This window comes from Deinococcus actinosclerus (genome assembly GCF_001507665.1).
GTDB lineage: Bacteria > Deinococcota > Deinococci > Deinococcales > Deinococcaceae > Deinococcus > Deinococcus actinosclerus.
In genome coordinates, this window is sequence record NZ_CP013910.1 from 2,772,401 (window position 1) to 2,790,767 (window position 18,367).

At 73.1% G+C, this 18,367-nt stretch carries 19 protein-coding genes; 8 read left to right on the forward strand and 11 right to left on the reverse strand.

Annotated elements, in window-relative coordinates; all coding sequences use genetic code 11:
• Positions 1–57: 57 nt before the first annotated feature.
• The 3 genes from purK to AUC44_RS13605 form a co-directional block, all read right to left on the reverse strand.
• Positions 58–1,212 (reverse strand): 5-(carboxyamino)imidazole ribonucleotide synthase, encoded by a 1,155-nt coding sequence (gene purK / locus AUC44_RS13595; protein ID WP_062159208.1) that lies wholly within the window; start codon positions 1,210–1,212, stop codon positions 58–60.
• The gene (gene purE / locus AUC44_RS13600) at positions 1,209–1,694 is read right to left on the reverse strand and encodes a 5-(carboxyamino)imidazole ribonucleotide mutase (RefSeq protein WP_062159858.1); all 486 of its coding nucleotides are present in this window, start codon (positions 1,692–1,694) and stop codon (positions 1,209–1,211) included. The genes purK and purE overlap by 4 nt, the downstream gene beginning before the upstream one ends.
• A 161-nt stretch (positions 1,695–1,855) precedes the next feature.
• Positions 1,856–2,113 (reverse strand): hypothetical protein, encoded by a 258-nt coding sequence (locus AUC44_RS13605; protein WP_062159209.1) that lies wholly within the window; start codon positions 2,111–2,113, stop codon positions 1,856–1,858.
• A 167-nt stretch (positions 2,114–2,280) separates the two neighbouring features.
• Here AUC44_RS13605 and AUC44_RS13610 point away from each other — a divergent pair, with 167 nt between their 5' ends.
• From AUC44_RS13610 to AUC44_RS13620, 3 genes are all read left to right on the forward strand, one after another.
• Positions 2,281–3,276: a hypothetical protein gene (locus AUC44_RS13610; RefSeq protein WP_157445385.1), complete on the forward strand. Its 996-nt coding sequence runs from the start codon at positions 2,281–2,283 to the stop codon at positions 3,274–3,276.
• Positions 3,269–4,366: a [LysW]-lysine hydrolase gene (locus AUC44_RS13615; protein ID WP_082689073.1), complete on the forward strand. Its 1,098-nt coding sequence runs from the start codon at positions 3,269–3,271 to the stop codon at positions 4,364–4,366. Before AUC44_RS13610 ends, AUC44_RS13615 begins: the two co-directional genes overlap by 8 nt.
• Before the next feature lie 100 nt (positions 4,367–4,466).
• On the forward strand, positions 4,467–6,203 hold the full coding sequence (locus tag AUC44_RS13620; protein WP_062159211.1) for an SLC13 family permease: 1,737 nt from the start codon (positions 4,467–4,469) through the stop codon (positions 6,201–6,203).
• A gap of 64 nt (positions 6,204–6,267) precedes the next feature.
• Here the strand turns inward: AUC44_RS13620 and AUC44_RS16870 are convergent, their stop codons facing one another.
• Both AUC44_RS16870 and AUC44_RS13625 read right to left on the reverse strand, forming a co-directional pair.
• A complete protein-coding gene (locus AUC44_RS16870) occupies positions 6,268–6,426 on the reverse strand; it encodes a hypothetical protein (RefSeq protein WP_189062537.1) in 159 nt (52 codons plus the stop codon).
• 82 nt (positions 6,427–6,508) lie between these two features.
• Positions 6,509–7,792, reverse strand: a complete 1,284-nt coding sequence (locus tag AUC44_RS13625) for an MFS transporter (protein WP_062159212.1) — start codon at positions 7,790–7,792, stop codon at positions 6,509–6,511.
• Between the two features lie 176 nt (positions 7,793–7,968).
• Between AUC44_RS13625 and AUC44_RS13630 the strand changes: the two genes are divergently transcribed.
• A complete protein-coding gene (locus AUC44_RS13630) occupies positions 7,969–8,970 on the forward strand; it encodes a C40 family peptidase (protein ID WP_082689074.1) in 1,002 nt (333 codons plus the stop codon).
• A gap of 151 nt (positions 8,971–9,121) precedes the next feature.
• Here AUC44_RS13630 and AUC44_RS13635 read toward each other — a convergent pair whose 3' ends face one another.
• A complete protein-coding gene (locus tag AUC44_RS13635; RefSeq protein ID WP_062159213.1) occupies positions 9,122–9,346 on the reverse strand; it encodes a hypothetical protein in 225 nt (74 codons plus the stop codon).
• A gap of 281 nt (positions 9,347–9,627) precedes the next feature.
• Between AUC44_RS13635 and murA the strand changes: the two genes are divergently transcribed.
• Positions 9,628–10,911, forward strand: coding sequence for a UDP-N-acetylglucosamine 1-carboxyvinyltransferase (murA, locus tag AUC44_RS13640; protein ID WP_062159214.1), 1,284 nt, complete (start codon positions 9,628–9,630; stop codon positions 10,909–10,911).
• A 139-nt stretch (positions 10,912–11,050) separates the two neighbouring features.
• Here the strand turns inward: murA and AUC44_RS13645 are convergent, their stop codons facing one another.
• From AUC44_RS13645 to AUC44_RS13660, 4 genes are read right to left on the reverse strand one after another with little or no spacing between them, the layout of a single operon-like run.
• Positions 11,051–12,064: a 4Fe-4S dicluster domain-containing protein gene (locus AUC44_RS13645; protein WP_062159215.1), complete on the reverse strand. Its 1,014-nt coding sequence runs from the start codon at positions 12,062–12,064 to the stop codon at positions 11,051–11,053.
• 9 nt (positions 12,065–12,073) lie between these two features.
• Positions 12,074–12,496 carry a YbaN family protein gene (locus tag AUC44_RS13650; RefSeq protein WP_062159216.1) on the reverse strand — a complete coding sequence of 141 codons (423 nt, stop codon included), beginning with the start codon at positions 12,494–12,496 and terminating at the stop codon, positions 12,074–12,076.
• 41 nt (positions 12,497–12,537) lie between these two features.
• On the reverse strand, positions 12,538–13,068 hold the full coding sequence (gene rraA / locus AUC44_RS13655) for a ribonuclease E activity regulator RraA (protein WP_157445386.1): 531 nt from the start codon (positions 13,066–13,068) through the stop codon (positions 12,538–12,540).
• 35 nt (positions 13,069–13,103) lie between these two features.
• Complete coding sequence (locus AUC44_RS13660; RefSeq protein WP_062159217.1) at positions 13,104–14,264, reverse strand: XdhC family protein; 1,161 nt, start codon at positions 14,262–14,264, stop codon at positions 13,104–13,106.
• A gap of 108 nt (positions 14,265–14,372) precedes the next feature.
• Here AUC44_RS13660 and AUC44_RS13665 point away from each other — a divergent pair, with 108 nt between their 5' ends.
• Positions 14,373–15,077, forward strand: a complete 705-nt coding sequence (locus AUC44_RS13665) for a hypothetical protein (protein ID WP_062159218.1) — start codon at positions 14,373–14,375, stop codon at positions 15,075–15,077.
• Between the two features lie 59 nt (positions 15,078–15,136).
• On the opposite strand, the gene AUC44_RS13670 is transcribed toward AUC44_RS13665, so the two are convergent.
• Positions 15,137–15,922 (reverse strand): enoyl-CoA hydratase-related protein, encoded by a 786-nt coding sequence (locus AUC44_RS13670; protein ID WP_062159219.1) that lies wholly within the window; start codon positions 15,920–15,922, stop codon positions 15,137–15,139.
• Between the two features lie 56 nt (positions 15,923–15,978).
• Between AUC44_RS13670 and ruvX the strand changes: the two genes are divergently transcribed.
• Positions 15,979–16,398, forward strand: coding sequence for a Holliday junction resolvase RuvX (ruvX, locus tag AUC44_RS13675; RefSeq protein ID WP_058975067.1), 420 nt, complete (start codon positions 15,979–15,981; stop codon positions 16,396–16,398).
• A 238-nt stretch (positions 16,399–16,636) separates the two neighbouring features.
• Complete coding sequence (locus AUC44_RS13680) at positions 16,637–18,340, forward strand: long-chain fatty acid--CoA ligase (protein ID WP_062159862.1); 1,704 nt, start codon at positions 16,637–16,639, stop codon at positions 18,338–18,340.
• Positions 18,341–18,367 lie beyond the last annotated feature (27 nt).

Below are 18,367 nucleotides of genomic sequence, written 5' to 3' on the forward strand. Positions count from 1 at the left end.
CGCCTGACGGGCCGTGAGGCGAGGTTACGCGAACCCTGAGCTGCCTTTACGGTGCGCTTAGGGAACCAGGGGTTCCAGGCTGGCCAGCCGGGCCCGCAGTGTCTCGGGATCCGGCGCGACGAGGTTCACGTGCCCCACCTTGCGCCCGTGCCGGTGCGCCTTGTGGTACAGATGCACGCGCGTGCCGCCCAGGGCGTCGATGGCGGCCCAGTCGGGTTCCAGGGGCTGCCCGTCGGGGCCGTCCACGCCGACCACGTTCAGCATGGCGCTGGGGTGCAGGGGCGCCCAGTCGTTCAGCGGGAGGTCGAGCACGGCGCGCACCTGCGCCTCGAACTGGCTGAGGCCGCCGCCGTCCTGCGTGAGGTGCCCGCTGTTGTGCACGCGCGGCGCGACCTCGTTGACCAGCAGATCCCCGCCGGGCAGCACGAAGAATTCCAGGGTGATCAGGCCCTCCAGCGCCCAGGCGTCCGCGACAGCCCGGGCCAGGTCGCGGGCGCGGGCCTCGGTGCCGTCCGGGACCTGGGCAGGGTACACGCTGGTGCGCAGGATGCCGTCCCGGTGGACGTTCTCCACGAGCGGCCCGAAGGCCACCTGCCCGGACGGCGTGCGCGCCACGGCGAGGCTCACCTCGCGCTCGAAGGGCACGAAGCCCTCCAGCACGCACGGCACGCGGTTCAGGTCGGCCCAGGCGGCGTGCAGCTCAGCGTCCGTGTTCACGCGGGCCTGCCCCTTGCCGTCGTAGCCGAGTTCGCTGGTCTTCAGGATGCCGCGCCCACCCACGCGCGCCAGGGCGCCGTCCAGGTCCCCCTCGGTCTCGATGATCTCGAAGGGCGCGGTGGTGGCCCCGGCCTCGCGCAGGGCCTGCTTCTCGCGGGCGCGGTGTTTGCTGCGGGCCAGCAGCGACCCCGCCGGGCGCACGGGCACGCGGCCCTCCAGCGCGGCGAGCGCCCCCACGGGAATGTTCTCGAATTCCAGCGTGACCGCGTCGCACGCGGCCAGTTCGTCCAGCCCGGAGGGGTCGGTGTATGGGGCGGGCAGGTGGCGGGCGCACAGGCGCGCGGGGGCGTGGGCGTCGGGTTCCAGCACGGTCACGCGCACGCCCAGCGGAATGGCGGCCAGCGCGAGCATCTGCGCCAGCTGCCCGCCGCCCAGGATGCCCAGCGTCAATTCGCGGCCCAGCGTGGTGCCGGCAGTGATGCCCGGCGCGGTCATGCCTCGCCCGCCTGGGGGTGCCCGTCGAAGAACGGGTCGTCCAGCACGCCCTGCGTCTGCGCGGCGCGGAAGGCGTTCAGCCGGGCGCGCACCGCCCCGTCGGTCGTGGCGAGCATCGCGGCGGCGAACAGCGCGGCGTTCTTCGCGCCCGCCGCGCCGATGGCGAAGGTCGCCACAGGCACCCCGGCGGGCATCTGCACGATGCTTAGCAGGCTGTCCTGGCCGCTCAGGGCGCGGGACTGCACCGGCACGCCCAGCACCGGCACGCGCGTGAAGGCCGCCAGCATGCCCGGCAGGTGGGCCGCGCCGCCCGCCCCCGCGATGATGCACGCCAGCCCCAGCCGCTCGGCCCGCGCGCCGTACGTGGGCAGCAGCGCCGGGGTGCGGTGCGCGGACAGCACCCGCACCTCGTACGCCACGCCCAGGTCCCGCAGGAGGTCCAGCGCGCCCCCCATGGTCTCAAAATCGCTGCGGCTGCCCATCACCACGCCCACCCGGGGGGCGGCGTCGGTCACGGGGGTCGGGTCGGCGGCACTCGTCACGCCCCGCAGCTTACCGGGGACCTCGGCCGCGCCGGGCGGGGCCGTCCAGAAAAGCGGCGCGGCCCGGGGACAGCCTCCGGGCCGCGCTGGCAGGAACGGCTTCAGCTCTCTTCGCTGGCGTCGCGGTTCTCGCGGGCGCGGCCGTCGTCGGCGTCGTCGCCGGACTCGATGAGCGCGTCGGGGCGCACGGCGGCGATCACGCCACTGCCCGTCCCGGTCACCAGGGCCGGCACGACGGGCGCTTCCTCGGCCCGCCGCGCCTCGCCCTCGACGGGGCTGTTCACGACGTTGCCGCTCTCCTGCTCGATCTCCTCGACGCTCTTGCCCAGGGGCGCGTCCCCGTACCTGTTGTCGGTCATGCCGCCCAGTCTGGGCCGCGCGCGCTCGGTGGGGGGTGAGAGCCGCGCCCCGCGTCCCTTCATGCTGCCCCGCCCCCACAGGCGCGCGCCGGGCGGGGGCCGCTATGCTGTGGCGCAGCAAGCAGCGGGCCCGGGCAGCTGGCCCGGCCGCGCCGAAGGAGCCGACCATGACGCAACGCCCCAGTGACCGCGCCGCGCAGACCCTGCGCGACCTTGGACTGACCGACGCCCCCCTGAGCGCCCTGGAACGCGAGGACGCGCTGTTCGTGCTGACCCCCGACACGCTGCTGTACCAGGACGCCGGCGGCACGCGCCGCGTGACCCTGCGCGACCTGACCCGCATCCACAGCGACCAGGAGGGCACCCTGCGCGTCGAGACGCCCGCCGGGACGGCCCTGACCGCCAGCCTGCTGGGCTTCGATCCGGGCGCGGTGCAGACCTTCTTCGGCGGGGTGCGCGACGCGACTGCCCGCGCCAAGGAGCAGCCCACCTCGCCCCTGCCGCGGGCGGGCGCGGCGAAGACCTTCGCCCCGGCACCCACCCCGACCCCGGCGGCGACCCCGGCGCCCGGACCGGCCGCCGAGACGAAGCGCCCCGAGTCCCGACCCGCGCCGGCGCCAGAACCACAGGTCATCCAGTCGCCCGTGCACGCCGAGCCGGCGCCCACGCCCGCCCCGGTGCAGCCCCCCGCGCCTGCCCCGGCGACGCACGAACGGCCCGCGCCCACGCCGGTCGTGATCTCCTCGTCGGCGTTCTCCCCCACCCGGCCCGAGCCGAAGGGGCCCGAGCCCAGGGGACCGGAACTGACGAAACCCCAGGACTCCCGCCCCGCGCCGGCCACCAGTGAGCCGGTCACGACCCAGGCGCCGCCTGTGCCTGCGCTGCGCGGCTCGGCGGGCGCGGCGGCGACCCTGGCGCGGCAGACGGACCTCGCCTCAGGCCTGCCGGGTCGCCTGCGGGTGCTGGGCGCCGTGCTGTTCGTGGGCGCGGTGGTGCTGGCGATCTTCCAGTTCACGGGCGGCGAGCGCCTCGCGGGCCTGTGGACGCTGCTGGCGGGCGGTGTGGGCACCATCGCGCTGGTGAGTCTCGCGGACATCGCGCGCCTGCTGGTCAGCCTCGCGCGCGCGCTGGACGCGGGCTCCGGGGTGATGGACGTTGACTGACCCGCACCTGGAGACGGTGCAGGACGCCCGTGACCTGCTGATCGGCGCGGTGGGCATCCCCTCGCTGTCCGGGCAGGAGGGTGAGGTCGCGGCGTTCCTGCGCGACTGGATGGCCACGCGCGGCTTCGAGGCCCGCGTGGACGAGGCCGGGAACGCGGTGGGCGAGCGCGGCCGCGGCCCGCTGACGGTGGCGCTGCTGGGCCACATGGACACCGTGCCGGGCGACATTCCGGTGCGTGTGGACGGGTCGGGCGTGCTGCACGGACGGGGCAGCGTGGACGCCAAGGGGCCGCTGTGCGCGTTCATGGCGGCCGTGGCAACCCTGCCCGACGAGGCGCTCTCGGCGGCCCGCTTCGTGGTGATCGGCGCGACCGAGGAGGAGGCGCCCAGCAGCCGGGGCGCGCGGCACGTCCGCACAGTGGTGCAGCCCGACGCCGTGCTGATCGGCGAGCCGAGCGCGTGGGAGGGCCTGACCCTGGGGTACAAGGGGCGGCTGGTCGTGAAGGCGCAGGCCGTCAAGGAGAACTTCCATACCGCCGGGGACGGCAGCAGCGCCGGGGACGACCTGACCGAGGCGTGGTTCCGCGTGCGGGCCTGGGCGGCGGGGGCCGGCGAGCCGGGCGGCGTGTTCGGCGGCGTGCAGGCCACCATTCAGGACCTGGGGGCGGGCACGGACGGCCTGCACCAGCGGGCGTGGGGCACCTTCGGGCTGCGCCTGCCGGTCAGCGTCTCGCCCGCGCAGGCGGAAGCCGAGATCCGCGCGGCACTGGCCGACCTGGGTGTGGAGCTGACCTTCGTGGGGCACGAGACGGCGGTGCGGCACCCCAAGGACAACGCGCTGACGCGGGCGTTCCGCGTGGCGATCCGCGCGCAGGGCGGCCAGCCGGTATTCAAGATGAAGACCGGCACGAGCGATATGAACGTGGTCGCGGGGCACTGGCCCGTTCCGACCCTGGCGTACGGACCGGGCGACAGCGCCCTGGATCACACGCCCGAGGAGCGGCTGGATCTGGCCGAGTACGACCGCGCGGTGGCGGTGCTGCGGGACGCGCTGACGCGGCTGGCGCTGGGCGCGGCCAAGGCGGATTAAAGAGACCTTCACGCGGGTCACCCGGAGGGGCCCGCATGATCGGGGGCAATGACTCCTCTGCCCTGTCCGCCCCGCCCGTCCCGCCTGCGGGGGCGCTGACGTGGATCCCGTCACGCTGATCCTGATCCTGTTCGTCGCCGCGCTGGTGCTGTTCGCCACCGAGTGGCTGCCGGTGGACGTCACGGCGCTGGGTCTGCTCTCGGCGCTGCTGCTGTTCGGCCTGCTGACACCCAAGGAGGCCTTCGCGGGCTTCGGGAGTGACACGGTGCTCACGCTGGCGTCGCTGTTCATCCTGACGCGGGTGCTGCTGCGCGCCGGGGTGATCGAGTGGATCGGCGCGGCCCTGGCAAGGCGCTCACGCAGCGCCACGGGCACGCTGCGGGCGCTGCTGGGCACCGTGGCGGGCGTCAGCGCCTTCACGAGCAACACCGCCACCACCGCCGTGTTCCTGCCGGTCGTGGCGGGCATGGCCCGGCGCGCGGGCATTCCCGCCAGCCGCGCGCTGATGCCGCTGGCGTTCGCGAGCATCCTGGGAGGCACGATCACCCTGATCGGCACGAGCACGAACCTCGTGGTGTCCGGGGCGCTGCCCGCCACGGGCCAGAAACCGCTGGGCTTCTTCGAACTGGCCTGGGTGGGCGTCCCCGTGGCGATCGTGGGGCTGGCGTACCTGTTCTTCGTCGCGCCGCGCCTGCTGCCCGCGCGGGACGCGCAGCTGGAGGACTCGCTGCGCGCGTACCTCGCCGACCTGACGGTCGCGCCCGGCAGCGCGCTGGAGGGCGTCACGCTGCGCGAGAGCGGGCTGGGCCGCGATCACGGCCTGACCGTCGTGGCGGTGCGCCGCGGCGAGGAGACCGTGTACGCCCCGCCCGCCAGCTTCCGGCTGCTGGAGGGCGACACCCTGACCGTCGAGGGGCCCACCGAACGCATCCTGGCCGGGAAGAACACGCTGGGCATCGTCAGCAAGAGCGAGCAGAAACTCCAGACCGGCGGGGACGTGCGGCTGGTCGAGGTGGTCGTGATGCCCGGGTCGCCGCTGCTGGGCCGTACGCTGCGTGAGGCGCGCTTCCGCGAGCGCTACGGCGCGTCCGTGCTGGCGCTGCACCGCCGCGCCCGGCAGGTCGAGCGGCTGGGCCGCCTGCGGGTGCAGGTGGGGGACGTGCTGCTCGTGCAGGGCGGCGCCGAACGCATCGACGCACTGGGCGACCATCTGGTCGTGCTGGGCGACCTGACCGAACGCCAGAGCGACCTGCGGCGCGCGCCGCTGGCCGTGCTGCTGTTCGCGGGCGCGGTCCTGCTGGGCGGCCTGGGCGTCGTGCCCCTGGGTGTGGCGGTCGTGGTGGCCGTCGCCCTGAGCCTCGCCCTGCGCCTGATCACCCCCGAGGAGGCGTACGGCGCGGTCGAGTGGCCCGTCATCGTGCTCGTGGCCTGCATGCTGGCCTTCGGCACGGCCTTCGAGGCGACCGGCGCGGCGAAAGTCCTGACCGGCGCGCTGTCCGGCGTGCTCGAACCGCTGGGGCCCTACGGGCTGCTCGCGGCACTGTTCGTGGTGACGGTCGCCCTGACGCAGCCCATGAGCAACCAGGCGGCGGCGCTCGTGATGCTGCCGCTCGCCATCGGCACCGCCAAGGCGCTCGGCTACGATCCCCGGCCGTTCATCATCGGGATCACGGTCGCGGCCAGCAACTCGTTCGTGACGCCGCTGGAGCCGTCCTGCATGCTGGTGTACGGCCCGGGCCGCTACACCTTCCTGGATTTCGTGCGGGTCGGCGCGGGCCTGACGGCAGTGACCTTCGTGGTGTCGCTGCTGATCATCCCGCGCATCTGGCCGTTCTAGCACCTGTGAAGGCCAGCGGGGCACCACCTCTGACGTAGAGGGGTGCCCCGTTCAGGTGCCGCGTTCAGATGAACAGCGGCGCGTCGGGATCGTCGGGCAGCGGGCGGTCCTTGCGGGCCAGCAGGGCGGCGGCGGTGCCAATCCCGATGATCGCGCCCAGGGCAATCACGATCAGCGCCCAGGTCAGCGCGTGCGATTGGTCAGGATTGCGGTCTGAAGCCATGCGCGCAGGATACCAGCCTCCCGCCGGCGCGGCCCTTACACCGCGTTCAGGGTTCCGCGTGGGCGGACGGCCGCGCCGGCGCTCAGTCGTCCCCGGCGGGTTGCTCCAGCCGGCGGGGCAGGCGGGTCCACAGGAGCAGCACAGCGATCAGGCCCAGACCCGCGAGGGTGATCAGGCCCAGGCGGGGGCCCAGCAGCCAGTCGCGGCTGATCAGGGTGCTGGCGATCAGCGCGCCGGGGGGGCCCATGCCGACGAGCACGAAGGAGTACAGGCTCATGACCCGCCCGCGCAGCTGATCGGGAATGGTGAGCTGCACGGTGCTGTTGGCGCTGACGAGCAGACTGAGCATGCCGAAGCCGCACGCGGCGAGAACCGGGAAGGCCAGCGTGGGGCCGGGCGTGAGGGCCAGCAGCACCGCGCTGACGATCAGGATGATCGCGCCGAGGCGCAGGTTGCGCAGCGGGTTGGGTTTGCTGGCCTGCCACAGCGCGCCGGCCATCGCGCCGATGCCGAACGCGGCCGACAGCGCCCCGAAGGTCGCCTCGCGCGCGCCGAACACCACGCGGGCGTAGTAGGGGATGATCACGTTGAAGTTCACGATGGTGAGGCTCAGCGCGCCCACGAGCAGCATGACGTTGCGCACGGCGGGTGTGGCGCGCACGTAGCGCAGCCCCTCCTGCACGTCGCCGAGCATGCTGCCGCGCGGCCCGAAGTCGCGGGCTGGGAAGGGCAGCGTGGCGATCACGTACAGCACCACGAAGAACGACGCGACGTTCAGGTAGAAGGGCAGCGCCAGCCGCGAGATGTTCTCGGCGTTCCCGCCGGCGAGGAGCGTCACGCCCAGCGCGGCGACCACGCCGAACAGCGCCTGCCCCAGCGTGCGGCTCACGTTGAACGACAGGCTGTTCAGCGCGACAGCGTTCGGGACGTCGCTCTTGGGCACGAAGTCCACGACCATGCTCTGGCGGGCGGGCATGTCGAAGGCGTTCGCGGTGCCGCTGATGAACGCGATCAGCATGACGAGCGGCAGGGTCACGACGCCCAGGTGCGTGGTGACGGCCAGCGCGGTCGCGGTGCCCAGCAGCGTGAGCTGCGTGGCGAGCAGCACGCGCCGGCGCGGCACGCGGTCAATGACCGCCCCCGCGAACAGCGAGAGCAGCAGGCTGGGCATGAACTGCGCGACGGTCACCCAGCCCAGCGCGGCGCTGCTGCCGCCCGAGAGTTCCAGCACGAGGTACTGCTGAGCGGTCGCCTGCATCCAGGACCCGACCAGCGAGAGCAGCTGCGAGAACCAGTAGCGGCGATAGGCGGGGTGGCGCAGGGCGCTGAAGGTGCGCGTGCCCCACGCGCGGGTGCGGACGATCACCCGCCCACCATACGCCCGCGTGCTGGCCGGGCCGTGTGAGCGTTCGTACCGGCGGGACTGCACGCGGCGGCCCCGGGGCCGGTGGGGGCGTTCTTGCACCGAAAGGGAACGCGTGTTACGGTGCGCGGTGACCCAGACTTCCTTCACCGCCTTCTCACGGTGAGGACCCTCCATTGATGCCTGAATCCCGTCTCCTGTCCGTCTGTCTGCTGCTCGGCGCGCTCCTCGTGGGCGGCGCGGGCGCCCAGACGGCCGCCGGTCCGGCCGGGCAGGTCAGCGTGACCGTGCAGCCCGGCGACACCGCCTTCAGCCTGGCGCGCCGCGCAGGACTGAGCGTGCAGGAACTGCTCACCCTGAATGGACTGAGCAGCCCGGACCTGCGGGTAGGGCAGGTCCTCACGCTGCGCGTGGTGCCGCTCACCTACGTGGCGCAGCCCGGCGACACGCTCTACGCCCTGGCCCGCCGCTTCGGCGTCAGGGTCGAGGCCCTGCTGGAGGCCAGCGCCCTGCCCCCCGGCGCGGTGCTGAAGGCCGGGCAGGTCCTGACCCTGCCGGTGGGCGCCACTATGCCGGTGGGAACAAGTGTGCCGGCGGGTGCGAGTGTGCCGGTGGCGCCGGTTCAGGCGCAGTCGTTCACCCCCCCGGCCCCGGCGGTCGGCGCAGCGGGGGCCGCGTCGCCCTTTCAGCCGCTGACGCCCACCCAGACCGCCCCGGTTCTCCAGCCCGGCAGCCCCATGCCGCGCTCGCAGACGACCGACACCCCGTCTCCCCTGGCGGGCGCGGGCGACTGGCGCGCCGCCGCCCTGAGCCTGCTGAACACGCCGTACGTGTTCGGGGGCACCACGCGCGCAGGCACGGACTGCAGCGGGCTGGTACTCCAGGTGTTCACGCCGCTGGGTGTGCCGCTGCCCCGCACGAGCGCCGAACAGGCCCGTGCGGGGCAGCCCGTGGCGCCCGAGGCGCTCGAGGCGGGCGACCTGGTGTTCTTCGACACCGAGGGCGCGGGGCGGGTCTCACACGTGGGCATCTACCTGGGCGAGGATCAGTTCATCAGCGCGAACTCGTACCAGGGCCGCGTGACCGTGGATCACCTGCGCGCCGACCGGTACTGGGGACCGCGCTTCGTGGGTGCCCGGCGCGTCCTGCCGGGCGCCGCCCCGCTGGCAGTCAACCGCTGACCTTCAGGCCCGGGCCGAATCCGGAGCGGCCCAGGCCCCCCGCTGGAGATCGGTGCGCGGGGGTGTCCGGGCTCCCCCGGCGGCTGCGCCCACCCCCCAGGCAGTAAGCAGCGCACCGGACGGCGGCGTCCGGTGCGGTCAGGGCTGAGGGTCAGGCGTCGTCAGCGACGGATTCGTGGTCGAGGATGGAGCGGTACTGTTCGAGGTTTTCGCCCTCGCCCAGTTCACGCGCGATCTTCTCGATGGCGAGGCGCACGACCTCGCTCTTGCTGATCAGGCGTTCGGGGCTGGACAGTTCGTAGGCGGTGCGGGTCAGCAGGGCGTCCTGCTCGTCGCTGATCACCACCTGGAGCCGTTTGCGTTCCTTCTTGGGCATGCCTCTCCTGAAACGGGGCCACGCCGCGCCGCGCGGGGGCAGTGGTGTGGCCGAGTCCGTGCAGGCAGCCTATCACGCCTCGGAGAAGCCCCTCAACATGAGCTGCACGTAACCCGGGGCCGCCCCCAGCGCTCATCCACCACGCCGGGGTGACCTGTATGGTCAGTATGGACGACCGGTGAGCACGATGTGTAACATGCACCCATGCCGCGCGTCGGTCGGCTCACCCCCCTCACCCACCCCGGCGTGGCCCGCCCGCCCCGCCCGCTGAAAGGAACCCCATGCACCTGACCCCACTGCACGTCCAGGGCGGCCGCCCGCTGAGCGGCCAGATCACCGTTCAGGGCAGCAAGAACGCCGCGCTGCCCGTCATCGTCGCCACCCTGCTGACCCGCGAGAAAGTCACGCTGCACGGCATTCCCCGCCTGAGCGACGTCCGCACCATCCTGGACCTGATGGCGCACCTGGGGACCCAGCACGCCTGGGTGGGCGAGAACAGTCTGGAACTGCACACCCCGGAGATCCTGCACACCGACGCGCCCTACGCGCTGGTCAGCAAGATGCGCGCCAGCTTCATCGTGATGGGCGCCATCCTGGCCCGCACCGGGCGCGCGACCGTGTCCATGCCCGGCGGCTGCGCCTGGGGGCCGCGCCCGGTCGACCAGCACGTCAAGGCCCTGCGCGCCCTGGGTGTGGACGTCCATGAGGACAACGGCAACTTCGACGCCCAGCGCAGCGGCAGCCTGAATGGGCAGTTCATCTTCGAGCTGCTCACCGTGGGCGGCACGCACAACGCCATCCTGGCCGCCACCCTCGGGGACGGCGTGGTCACGCTGGAAAACGCCAGCATCGACACGGACGTCGTGGAACTCATCGAGTTCCTGAACCACCTGGGGGCCGACATCCAGGGTGCCGGCACCCACACCCTGACCATCCGGGGCGTCGCGTCGCTGCGCGGCGGGGAGTACCGCGTGATTCCCGACCGCATCGAGGCCGGGACGTTCATGCTGCTGGCCGCCGCGACCCGCAGCCGCTTCACCGTGAACAACGTCCGCACGGATCACCTGCGCGCCGTGATCGGCAAACTTCAGGAGATCGGCGCCGACGTCAGCGAGGACGGTCTGAGCGTCACGGTGGACGCCACCAACCGTGACCTGAAGCCCGTGAACATCACCACCCAGAGCTACCCGGGCTTCCCCACCGACCTGCAACCCCAGATGAGCGCGCTGCTCGCCACGATTCCCGGCACCAGCGTCGTGCAGGACCCCGTGTACCCCGACCGCCTGACGCACGTGGCCGAACTACACCGCATGGGCGCGACCATCACGGTCAGCGGGTACACGCAGATCATCCAGGGCGGCGCGCTGCGTTCCGCGCCCGTCAAGGCCGCCGACCTGCGCGCGGGCGCCGCGCTGTTCATCGCGGGCCTCACCTGCGAGGGCGATACCGTCATCGACGGCGTGCAGTACCTCAACCGCGGCTACGAGCGGCTGGCCGAACGCCTGCAGGGCCTCGGCGCGAACGTCACCCAGCGCGAACGCGAACTGGTCCCGGCGGCCGACTGAGGCCCGACTGAGACACAGCGGAGCACGCCGCCCCAGGTCAGCCGGGGCGGCGTGCTTCGTTGATGGGTCATGGCCGGCCGGTGGGCCGCGCTGAGGCCGCCCACGTCCGGGCACCCCCCATGCCGCCCAGCCTTTGCATCTACATGATCGTGTCGCTCTCACGCAGGAGCAGCGGCGCGCCGAACGCGGCGGGACGCCAGTGGGTCTGGGCGTGGATGGCCTGCGGCGGGCAGGAGTGCAGGCAGCCCATGCAGCCGGTGCAGGCACTGAGATTCAGCAGGAGTTTCACGCCGCCGTCGGGTTGCAGGTCGCGGGTGATGGCGTCGGTGGGGCAGACGTTGGTGCACACCGGGCAGTCAATGCAGGTGTCGTCCACGAGCGGCGCGGGCCAGGGGATCGCGGCGTCCTCGGGCGGGGTGGGTTTGAGGCTGCGGGCCCGCCACGTCCACTCCTGGGGGGTGCGGTCCTCGGGCACGCTCCAGTCCACGAAGGGCAGGGGGCTCTCGGGGATGCTCTGCGCGAGGTGCTGCTTGCCCACCCGGAACAGGGCGCCGAACGCGCCGCGCCGCGAGACGGTCAGGGAGCGGCTGGCGTCCTCCGGCGTGGCGGGGCGGACGGTGACCTGCGCGGGTTTGCCGGTGGGGGCGCGCAGGGCCTGCGCGGTGTCGAGTACGCGTTCCACCCGCTCGGGCACGTCGGGGGCGCCGACCGGGCACGCGGCGCAGTCCCCGTGGATGAGGGTCAGCGGCACCCCCCACGCGCCGGCCGCCGAGAGGAGCGCGGGGGTGACGCGGCCCAGGCACGGCAGGCTGGGCCCGCCCGCGCCGCTGCGGCTGCAGGTGAGGCTGGCGTCCGGCGCGGCGCGGCTCGCGGCGTCCTGCTGGTCGCGCACGCTCTGGAGGGCCGGTTCGAGGTTGTATTCGAGCGCCCCGCTGGGGCAGACCTGCACGCACAGGCCGCAGCCGGTGCAGAGGTCCGGGTCGATCTGGATGCTGTCACCCAGCATGCCGAGCGTGATGGCGCCGTGCGGGCAGGTTGCGTGGCAGGCGTCGCAGCCGCCCACCGCCTGCCGTTCGAGGAGGCAGCGGGGCGCGGTGAAGCGCGGTACGTGGTTCCCGGCGTCGTCCAGCCGGGCGAGGACACCCTGAAGCATGCGCGGAGTCTACGCGCCCGGCGTGGGCGGGCGCCGGGTGGGAATCTTCATTGTGATGTAGGCCACGCCCGCCAGCCCCACCAGCACCCACGCCACCTGCCCGATCAGGACGGGAATGCGCCCCACGCTGAAGGCCACCGCCGCCACGATGCACAGGCAGGCGATCCATTTGGCCCGCAGCGGCATGCCCAGCCCCGCGCGGTAGTCGCGCACCAGCGCGCCGACGACGGGCCGTGACAGCAGCCACGCCTCCCACCGGGGGTCGCCCCGGGAGAACGCGGCGGCGGCCAGCACGAACCACACCGTGCCGGGAAAGCCGGGCAGGATCAGGCCCAGCACGCCCAGTCCGGTCAGCAGGAACCCGGCGGCCACCCACAGCGGGCGGCGGCGGGGCGGCGCGTCGGGACGCGGGGCGGGGTCGGGGGCGGTCATGCCCGGCAGCGTACCGCGTGGCGCGCCCCCGGGTGTCCCCGTCAGGCCGGGAGGATCAGGATGCCGTCCTCGTCGGCGTGCACGGCGTCGCCGGGGTGGATGGTCACGCCCGCGAGGGTGACGGGCACGTCGCGTTCGCCGAGGCGCTCCTTGCCGCTGCGGCGCGGGTGGGCTGCCAGGGCGCGCACGCCGAGGTTCAGCTGGGCGAGTTCGCTGGTGTCGCGCACGCAGCCGTTCACGATCACGCCCGCCCAGCCCCCCGTGACGGCCAGTTCACCCAGTTCCCCGCCCAGCAGCGCGCAGTCCAGCGCCCCGCCGGCGTCCACGACGAGGACGCGGCCCTCGCCGGGCTGAGCGAGCACCTCGCGCACCAGCGGGTTGTGGCCGGGCACGCGCAGGGTCACGGCTGGGCCGTTGAAGCGCGGGCGGCCCCCGAATTCCCGGAACACGGGGGCGAGGATGGGCGCGTCGGGCCGCAGGTCGCTGAGGTCCGTGACGGGCAGGTCCTCGGTGGGCAGCGTCTCGGTGGGCAGGTCCAGCTCCGGGGTGGTGTCACTGGTTGTGCGGGTCATGCCGCAGTACAGCAGCCTCCCGGCAGGCGGGGTGTTTACCGCGTGGGGGACGTTCCCGCGCCGGTGACGGGTTCCGGCCCGGCATCCAGGGGCGGCGTGACCGGGTGGGTGGGTTCGTGGTGGATGCGGCCCGCGTGCCCGCTGAGGAACGACCCGTCGTACCCGCGCCGCCACGCCATGAGTTCCGCCAGGATGCTCAGCGCGACCTCCTCGGGGGCCTCGGCGCCCAGGCGCAGGCCGATCGGGGAGCGCAGGCGGGCCAGCTGCGCGGGCGTGAAGGTCACCCCCTCCTCCTGCAGGGCGTTCAGGAGGTCCAGCGCGCGGCTGCGCGGCCCCAGGACGCCCACGTACGGCGCGCCGGAATGCAGCGCGTGCGCCAGGCACACCCGGTCGCGGTCAATGTGGTGGTTCATGACGATCAGGTGCGCCCGCTCGCCCGGCGTGAATGCGCCCAGTTCCTCGGGGGCCAGGGCGTGCAGGGTCGCGCCGGGAAAGCGGCCCGGCGTGAGGTACGCGCCGCGCGGGTCGATGACGTGCACGTCGTAGCCCAGCGCGTGCGCCTGCGCCGAGAGCGGCATGGCGTCGTGCCCGGCGCCGTACAGCACGAGCTGCGGCGGCGGGGTGCTGACGTCCACGAACACCGCCGAGCCGTCGGGGGCGGTCAGGGTCGCGGCGCGCGGCTCCAGGTGCGTGAGGCGCTCGCGGGCGGCGGCCAGCGCGAAGGGCCGCAGGTCGGCCCGCAGGTCCCCCAGCGCCTCCCCGTCCGGCGTGACCAGCAGCCGCCCCGCGCCGGGGCGCAGGGGCACGATCAGCGCGGCCTTCTCCCCGGCCTCCAGCGCCGCGAGCCACGCGGCGGTCACCGGGTCGCCCGGGTCCACGCGTTCCACGCGCACGTCCACGCTGCCGCCGCAGCCGATCCCTAGGCCCCAGGTGGCGTCCTCGGAGAGGTCGTAGTGGGTCAGGGCGCTGTCCCCGGTGCGGATCACGTCCAGCGCGACCTCGACCACCTCGGCCTCCAGGCAGCCGCCGGAGAGCATGCACACCTGCGCGCCGTCGTCGAGGATCAGCATGCGGGTGCCCTCGCGGCGGTAGGCGCTGCCCCGCACGCCCACGACAGTGGCGATCGCGGCGCGCTGGCCCCGGGCGTGGGCGGCGCGCAGGGCGCCCAGCAGCGCTCTGGTCTCGGCAGCGTTCATGGTGAGGTCACTGTAGCAACGCGCAGGTTGGCAGAAGGTGGAGGGACACCCAGGGTTCCCTAAGCCGCGCCTCACGCCCCTGCCGGCCCGACCGTGCAGACTGGGGGCATGCTGGACAACATCCTGAACACCGTCAAGCGCGGCGCCGAACGCGTGCAGCGCCGGGGCGAGGAGGTCGCGTCCGCCACGCGGCTGCGCGTGGAGATCTTCAGCCTCAGCCGTGAGCTCGACGCGCTGTACGGGCGCTTGGGCCGCTCGTATCACGCCGGCGCCGACCGGGACGTCCTGAGTGGCGTGCAGGAGGACATCCGCCGCGTCGAGGAGGAGATCAAGGCCCGCGAGCGCCTGATTGAGGAACTGGGCGAGCACGAGGACGAGACCAGCGGGCCTGCCTCGTCCGCCGCGACCGCGCCGGCCAGCAGCGGCCCGTCTGGCGCGGCGCCAGCGGCCACGGGTGTCACGGCGCCCGCTCCCTCCAACAGCCCGGCGTTCACGTCCAGCCCGACCAGCCCGGCTCCGACGGCCCGCACGGAACCCACCGTGCCCGCCAGCGTCCCTCACCCCGGCCAGGAGGCCCGTATGCCCGACAACGATCCCTACCGCACGCCCGCCGACCAGACGCCCGACCAGCGCCCCGCCGGGACGCCCACCTCGCCCGACCCGACCGTGCAGCACAGCGACGAGCGGCTGCAGCCCGGCGACGACCGCGCGGGTGTGGCCCTGGAAGCCGAGCGCGACAAGGTCTTCCGCCATGACAACATGATCGAGGAAGGCAAGGCGGCCAGCCGCAACCCCGACCCCCTCGACAAGTAAGCCACTGAATCAAGCACGCGGGCAGCCCTGATCGGCCGCCCGCGTGCTCGTGCCGACTGTTACTCCCCGTCGCGGATGAACTGCGCGGGGCGCTTCTCCTTGAAGGCCGTGACGCCTTCCTCGTGTTCCCAGTGGTCCCCGGCGAGCTGTTGCAGCGCGGCCTCCTGATCCAGGGCCTCGTCCAGGGTGCTGGTCTGCGCGAACACCAGCGCCTGCTTGGTGAGTTTCAGGGCGTTCGCGGGGCGCGCGGCGAGCCGCTCGGCATAGGCCTGCACGTCCTGCGCGAAGGTCTCGTCGGGGAACACCTGCTCGCACAGGCCCAGGCGCAGGGCGTCGTCCGACCGGACCCGCTCGGCGAGCGCCATGAGCTCGAAGGCGCGGTGGTACCCGACGAGGCGCGGCAGGAACCACGTGCTGCCCGAGTCCGGCACCAGGGCGATGTTCGAGAACACCTCGATCAGGCTGGCGCCCTGCGCCCACAGCCGGATGTCCCCGGCGAGGGCGAGGCTGGCCCCGGCGCCCGCCGCGACGCCGTTCACGGCGCTGATCACGGGTTTGCCCAGGCTGCGGATGGTGCGGATCAGGGGGTTGTAGGTGTGGTTGAGGTGCTCGGTGAAGGTCATGTCGCGGCCCGACACGTCCCCGAGGTCCTGCCCGGCGCAGAAGCCCCGCCCGGCCCCGGTGATCACGACCACGCGCACGCTGTCGTCCGCGTCGGCGCGGCGCAGGGCGTCTGTCAGGGCCAGCAGCAGGGCGTCGTTCGCGGCGTTCAGTCGGTCCGGGCGGTTCAGGGTCAGGGTGCGCACCCCGGCCCGGGTGGTTTCGGTGATCACGGCTTCGCTCATGCCCATCAGCCTAACGCGCGTTTGGCCGCCGGGGGGCTTTTGCTACACTCCGGCGCATGAGCGCCCCCACCCCCGACGACGCGCAGGGTCCAGCGCCGACCACCGTGCCGGTCACGCTGGCGCTGGACGTCAGCAAGCACCGCATCGGCTTCGCGGTCAGCGCCGGGCGGCTCGCGTTCGGGCGCGGCAGCGTGGACCGCAAGCGCCTCCCACTGGACCTGAAGGCCGTGCGGCTGAAAGTCGAGGAGACCGGCGCGCAGCAGCTCGTGCTGGGGCTGCCGCTGCGGACCGACGGCGCGCAGAGTCCCAGCGCGGACCGCGTGCAGGCCTTCGGGCGCGTCCTGACCGAGAAGGGCTACCGCGTGATCTACCAGGACGAGCGCTTCACCACCCGCCGCGCCCGTGACCTCGGCGCGCAGGACGAGGACGAGGCGGCCGCCGTGCAGATCCTCGAACTGTACCTGCTGGGCCAGTAGCCCGAGAACGCCGACTCGGTGGTCCGGGCAGCGCCGCAGGGGCACCCTGGAGGCGGGGGGCCCGGGTACGGGTCACGGACATGGACGGTCGCCGGAGCCGCCGCCCCGTTCGTGGCACCCCGTGGGCCTGCTGACTGAGCCGGGTTCAATTTTGCCTATACTTCCGGCATTCACAGTGAACCGGTGGGCCCGGCGGTGAACCTGTCACCGCGTTCTCGGGCGCATCACGGAGGTGTTCATGCAGGGCAACATGATGGACGTTCAACTGACCGTGCCGACTATTCTGGAACGCATCCGCACGCAGTACGCCGGACGCGAGGTCGTCAGTCTCCTCGTGGCGGGGCGCGACGAGCAGGGCAACCCCGTGCCGCACAAGCACCGCACGACGTACGGGCAGGTCGCTGACCGCGCCCGGCGCCTCGCGGGGGGCCTGCTGGGCCTGGGCCTCGGGAAGGGGGAGCGGGTGGCGACGCTGGCCGTGAACTCCTTCCGGCACCTGGAGGCGTACCTGGGCGTGCCCAGCGCCGGGCTGGTGCTGCACACCGTGAACATCCGCCTGCACCCCGAGCAGATCGCCTGGATCCTGAACCACGCCGAGGACCGCGTGCTGCTCATCGAGAACGTGTTCGCCGCGATGATCCCCGCGCTCAAGTCCGCGTGCCCGCAGCTGGAGCACATCCTGGTGCTGGGGCCCACGCCGCAGCCCATCCCGCTGCCGGGCGTGCAGGACTACGACACCTTCGTGCAGGAGAGCGAGCCCCTGACCCGCTACCCCGACCTGGACGAGCGGGACGCGGCCGCCATGTGCTACACGAGCGGCACCACCGGCAACCCCAAGGGGGTCGTGTACACGCACCGCTCGACGGTGTTGCACTCGCTGGCCAGCGCGCCCAAGGACGCCCTAAACGTCGGCGAGGCCGACAGTGTCCTGCCCATCGTGCCGATGTTCCACGTGAACGCCTGGGGGCTGCCGTACACCTGCGCCATGTACGGCGCCAAGCAGGTGTACGCCGGGGTGTTCGCGGACGGCCGCAGCGTCGCCACGCTCCTTCAGGACGAGGCGGTGACGATCACGGCGGGCGTGCCCACCATCTGGATGGGCCTGCTGGCCGAACTCGACCGCGCCGCACAGGCCGGAGAGCCGTACCGGCTCGGCGGCCTGGAGCGCCTGATCGTGGGCGGCAGCGCCGCGCCCGAGGCGATGATCCGCGCCTTCCAGACCCGCCACAATCTGGCGCTGCTGCAGGCCTGGGGCATGACCGAGACGCACCCGCTGGGCACCGCCAGCGGCGTCCCGCACGGCGTGGACCCCGCCAGCGACGAGGGGTTCACCCTGCGCGCCAAGCAGGGCCGCACCGTGCCGCTGATCGAACTGGACGTCCTGGACGACCAGGGCCAGCGCCTTCCGCACGACGGGAAGACCATGGGCCGCCTGATCATCCGTGGGCCATGGGTGGCCAGCAGCTACTTCAAGGGCGAGGGTCAGAGCAACTTCTTCGACCTGGACGGCCAGCAGTGGTTCGACACGGGCGACATCGCCACGCTGGACGACCGCGGGTACATGCACATTCAGGACCGCGCCAAGGACCTCATCAAGAGCGGCGGCGAGTGGATCAGCTCGGTGGACCTGGAAAACGCGATCATGGCCCACCCGGCCGTGAACCTGTGCGCCGTGATCGCCATGGACGACCCCAAGTGGGACGAGCGGCCCCTGGCCGTCGTGACGCCCAAGCCCGGCCAGAGCGTCACGCACGACGAACTGATCAGCTTCATCGCGCCGCGCTTCGCGAAGTGGTGGCTGCCCGACGCGACCGTCCTGACCGACAGCATCCCCATCGGCGCGACCGGCAAGATCCTCAAGCGTGAACTGCGCGACCAGTACCGGGGCTACAGCAGCACCCAGGGCCTCGTGACGCCCGCCGCACCCGACCGGAGCGAATAAGTAGGGAGTGGGAAGTGGGCTGGCGTG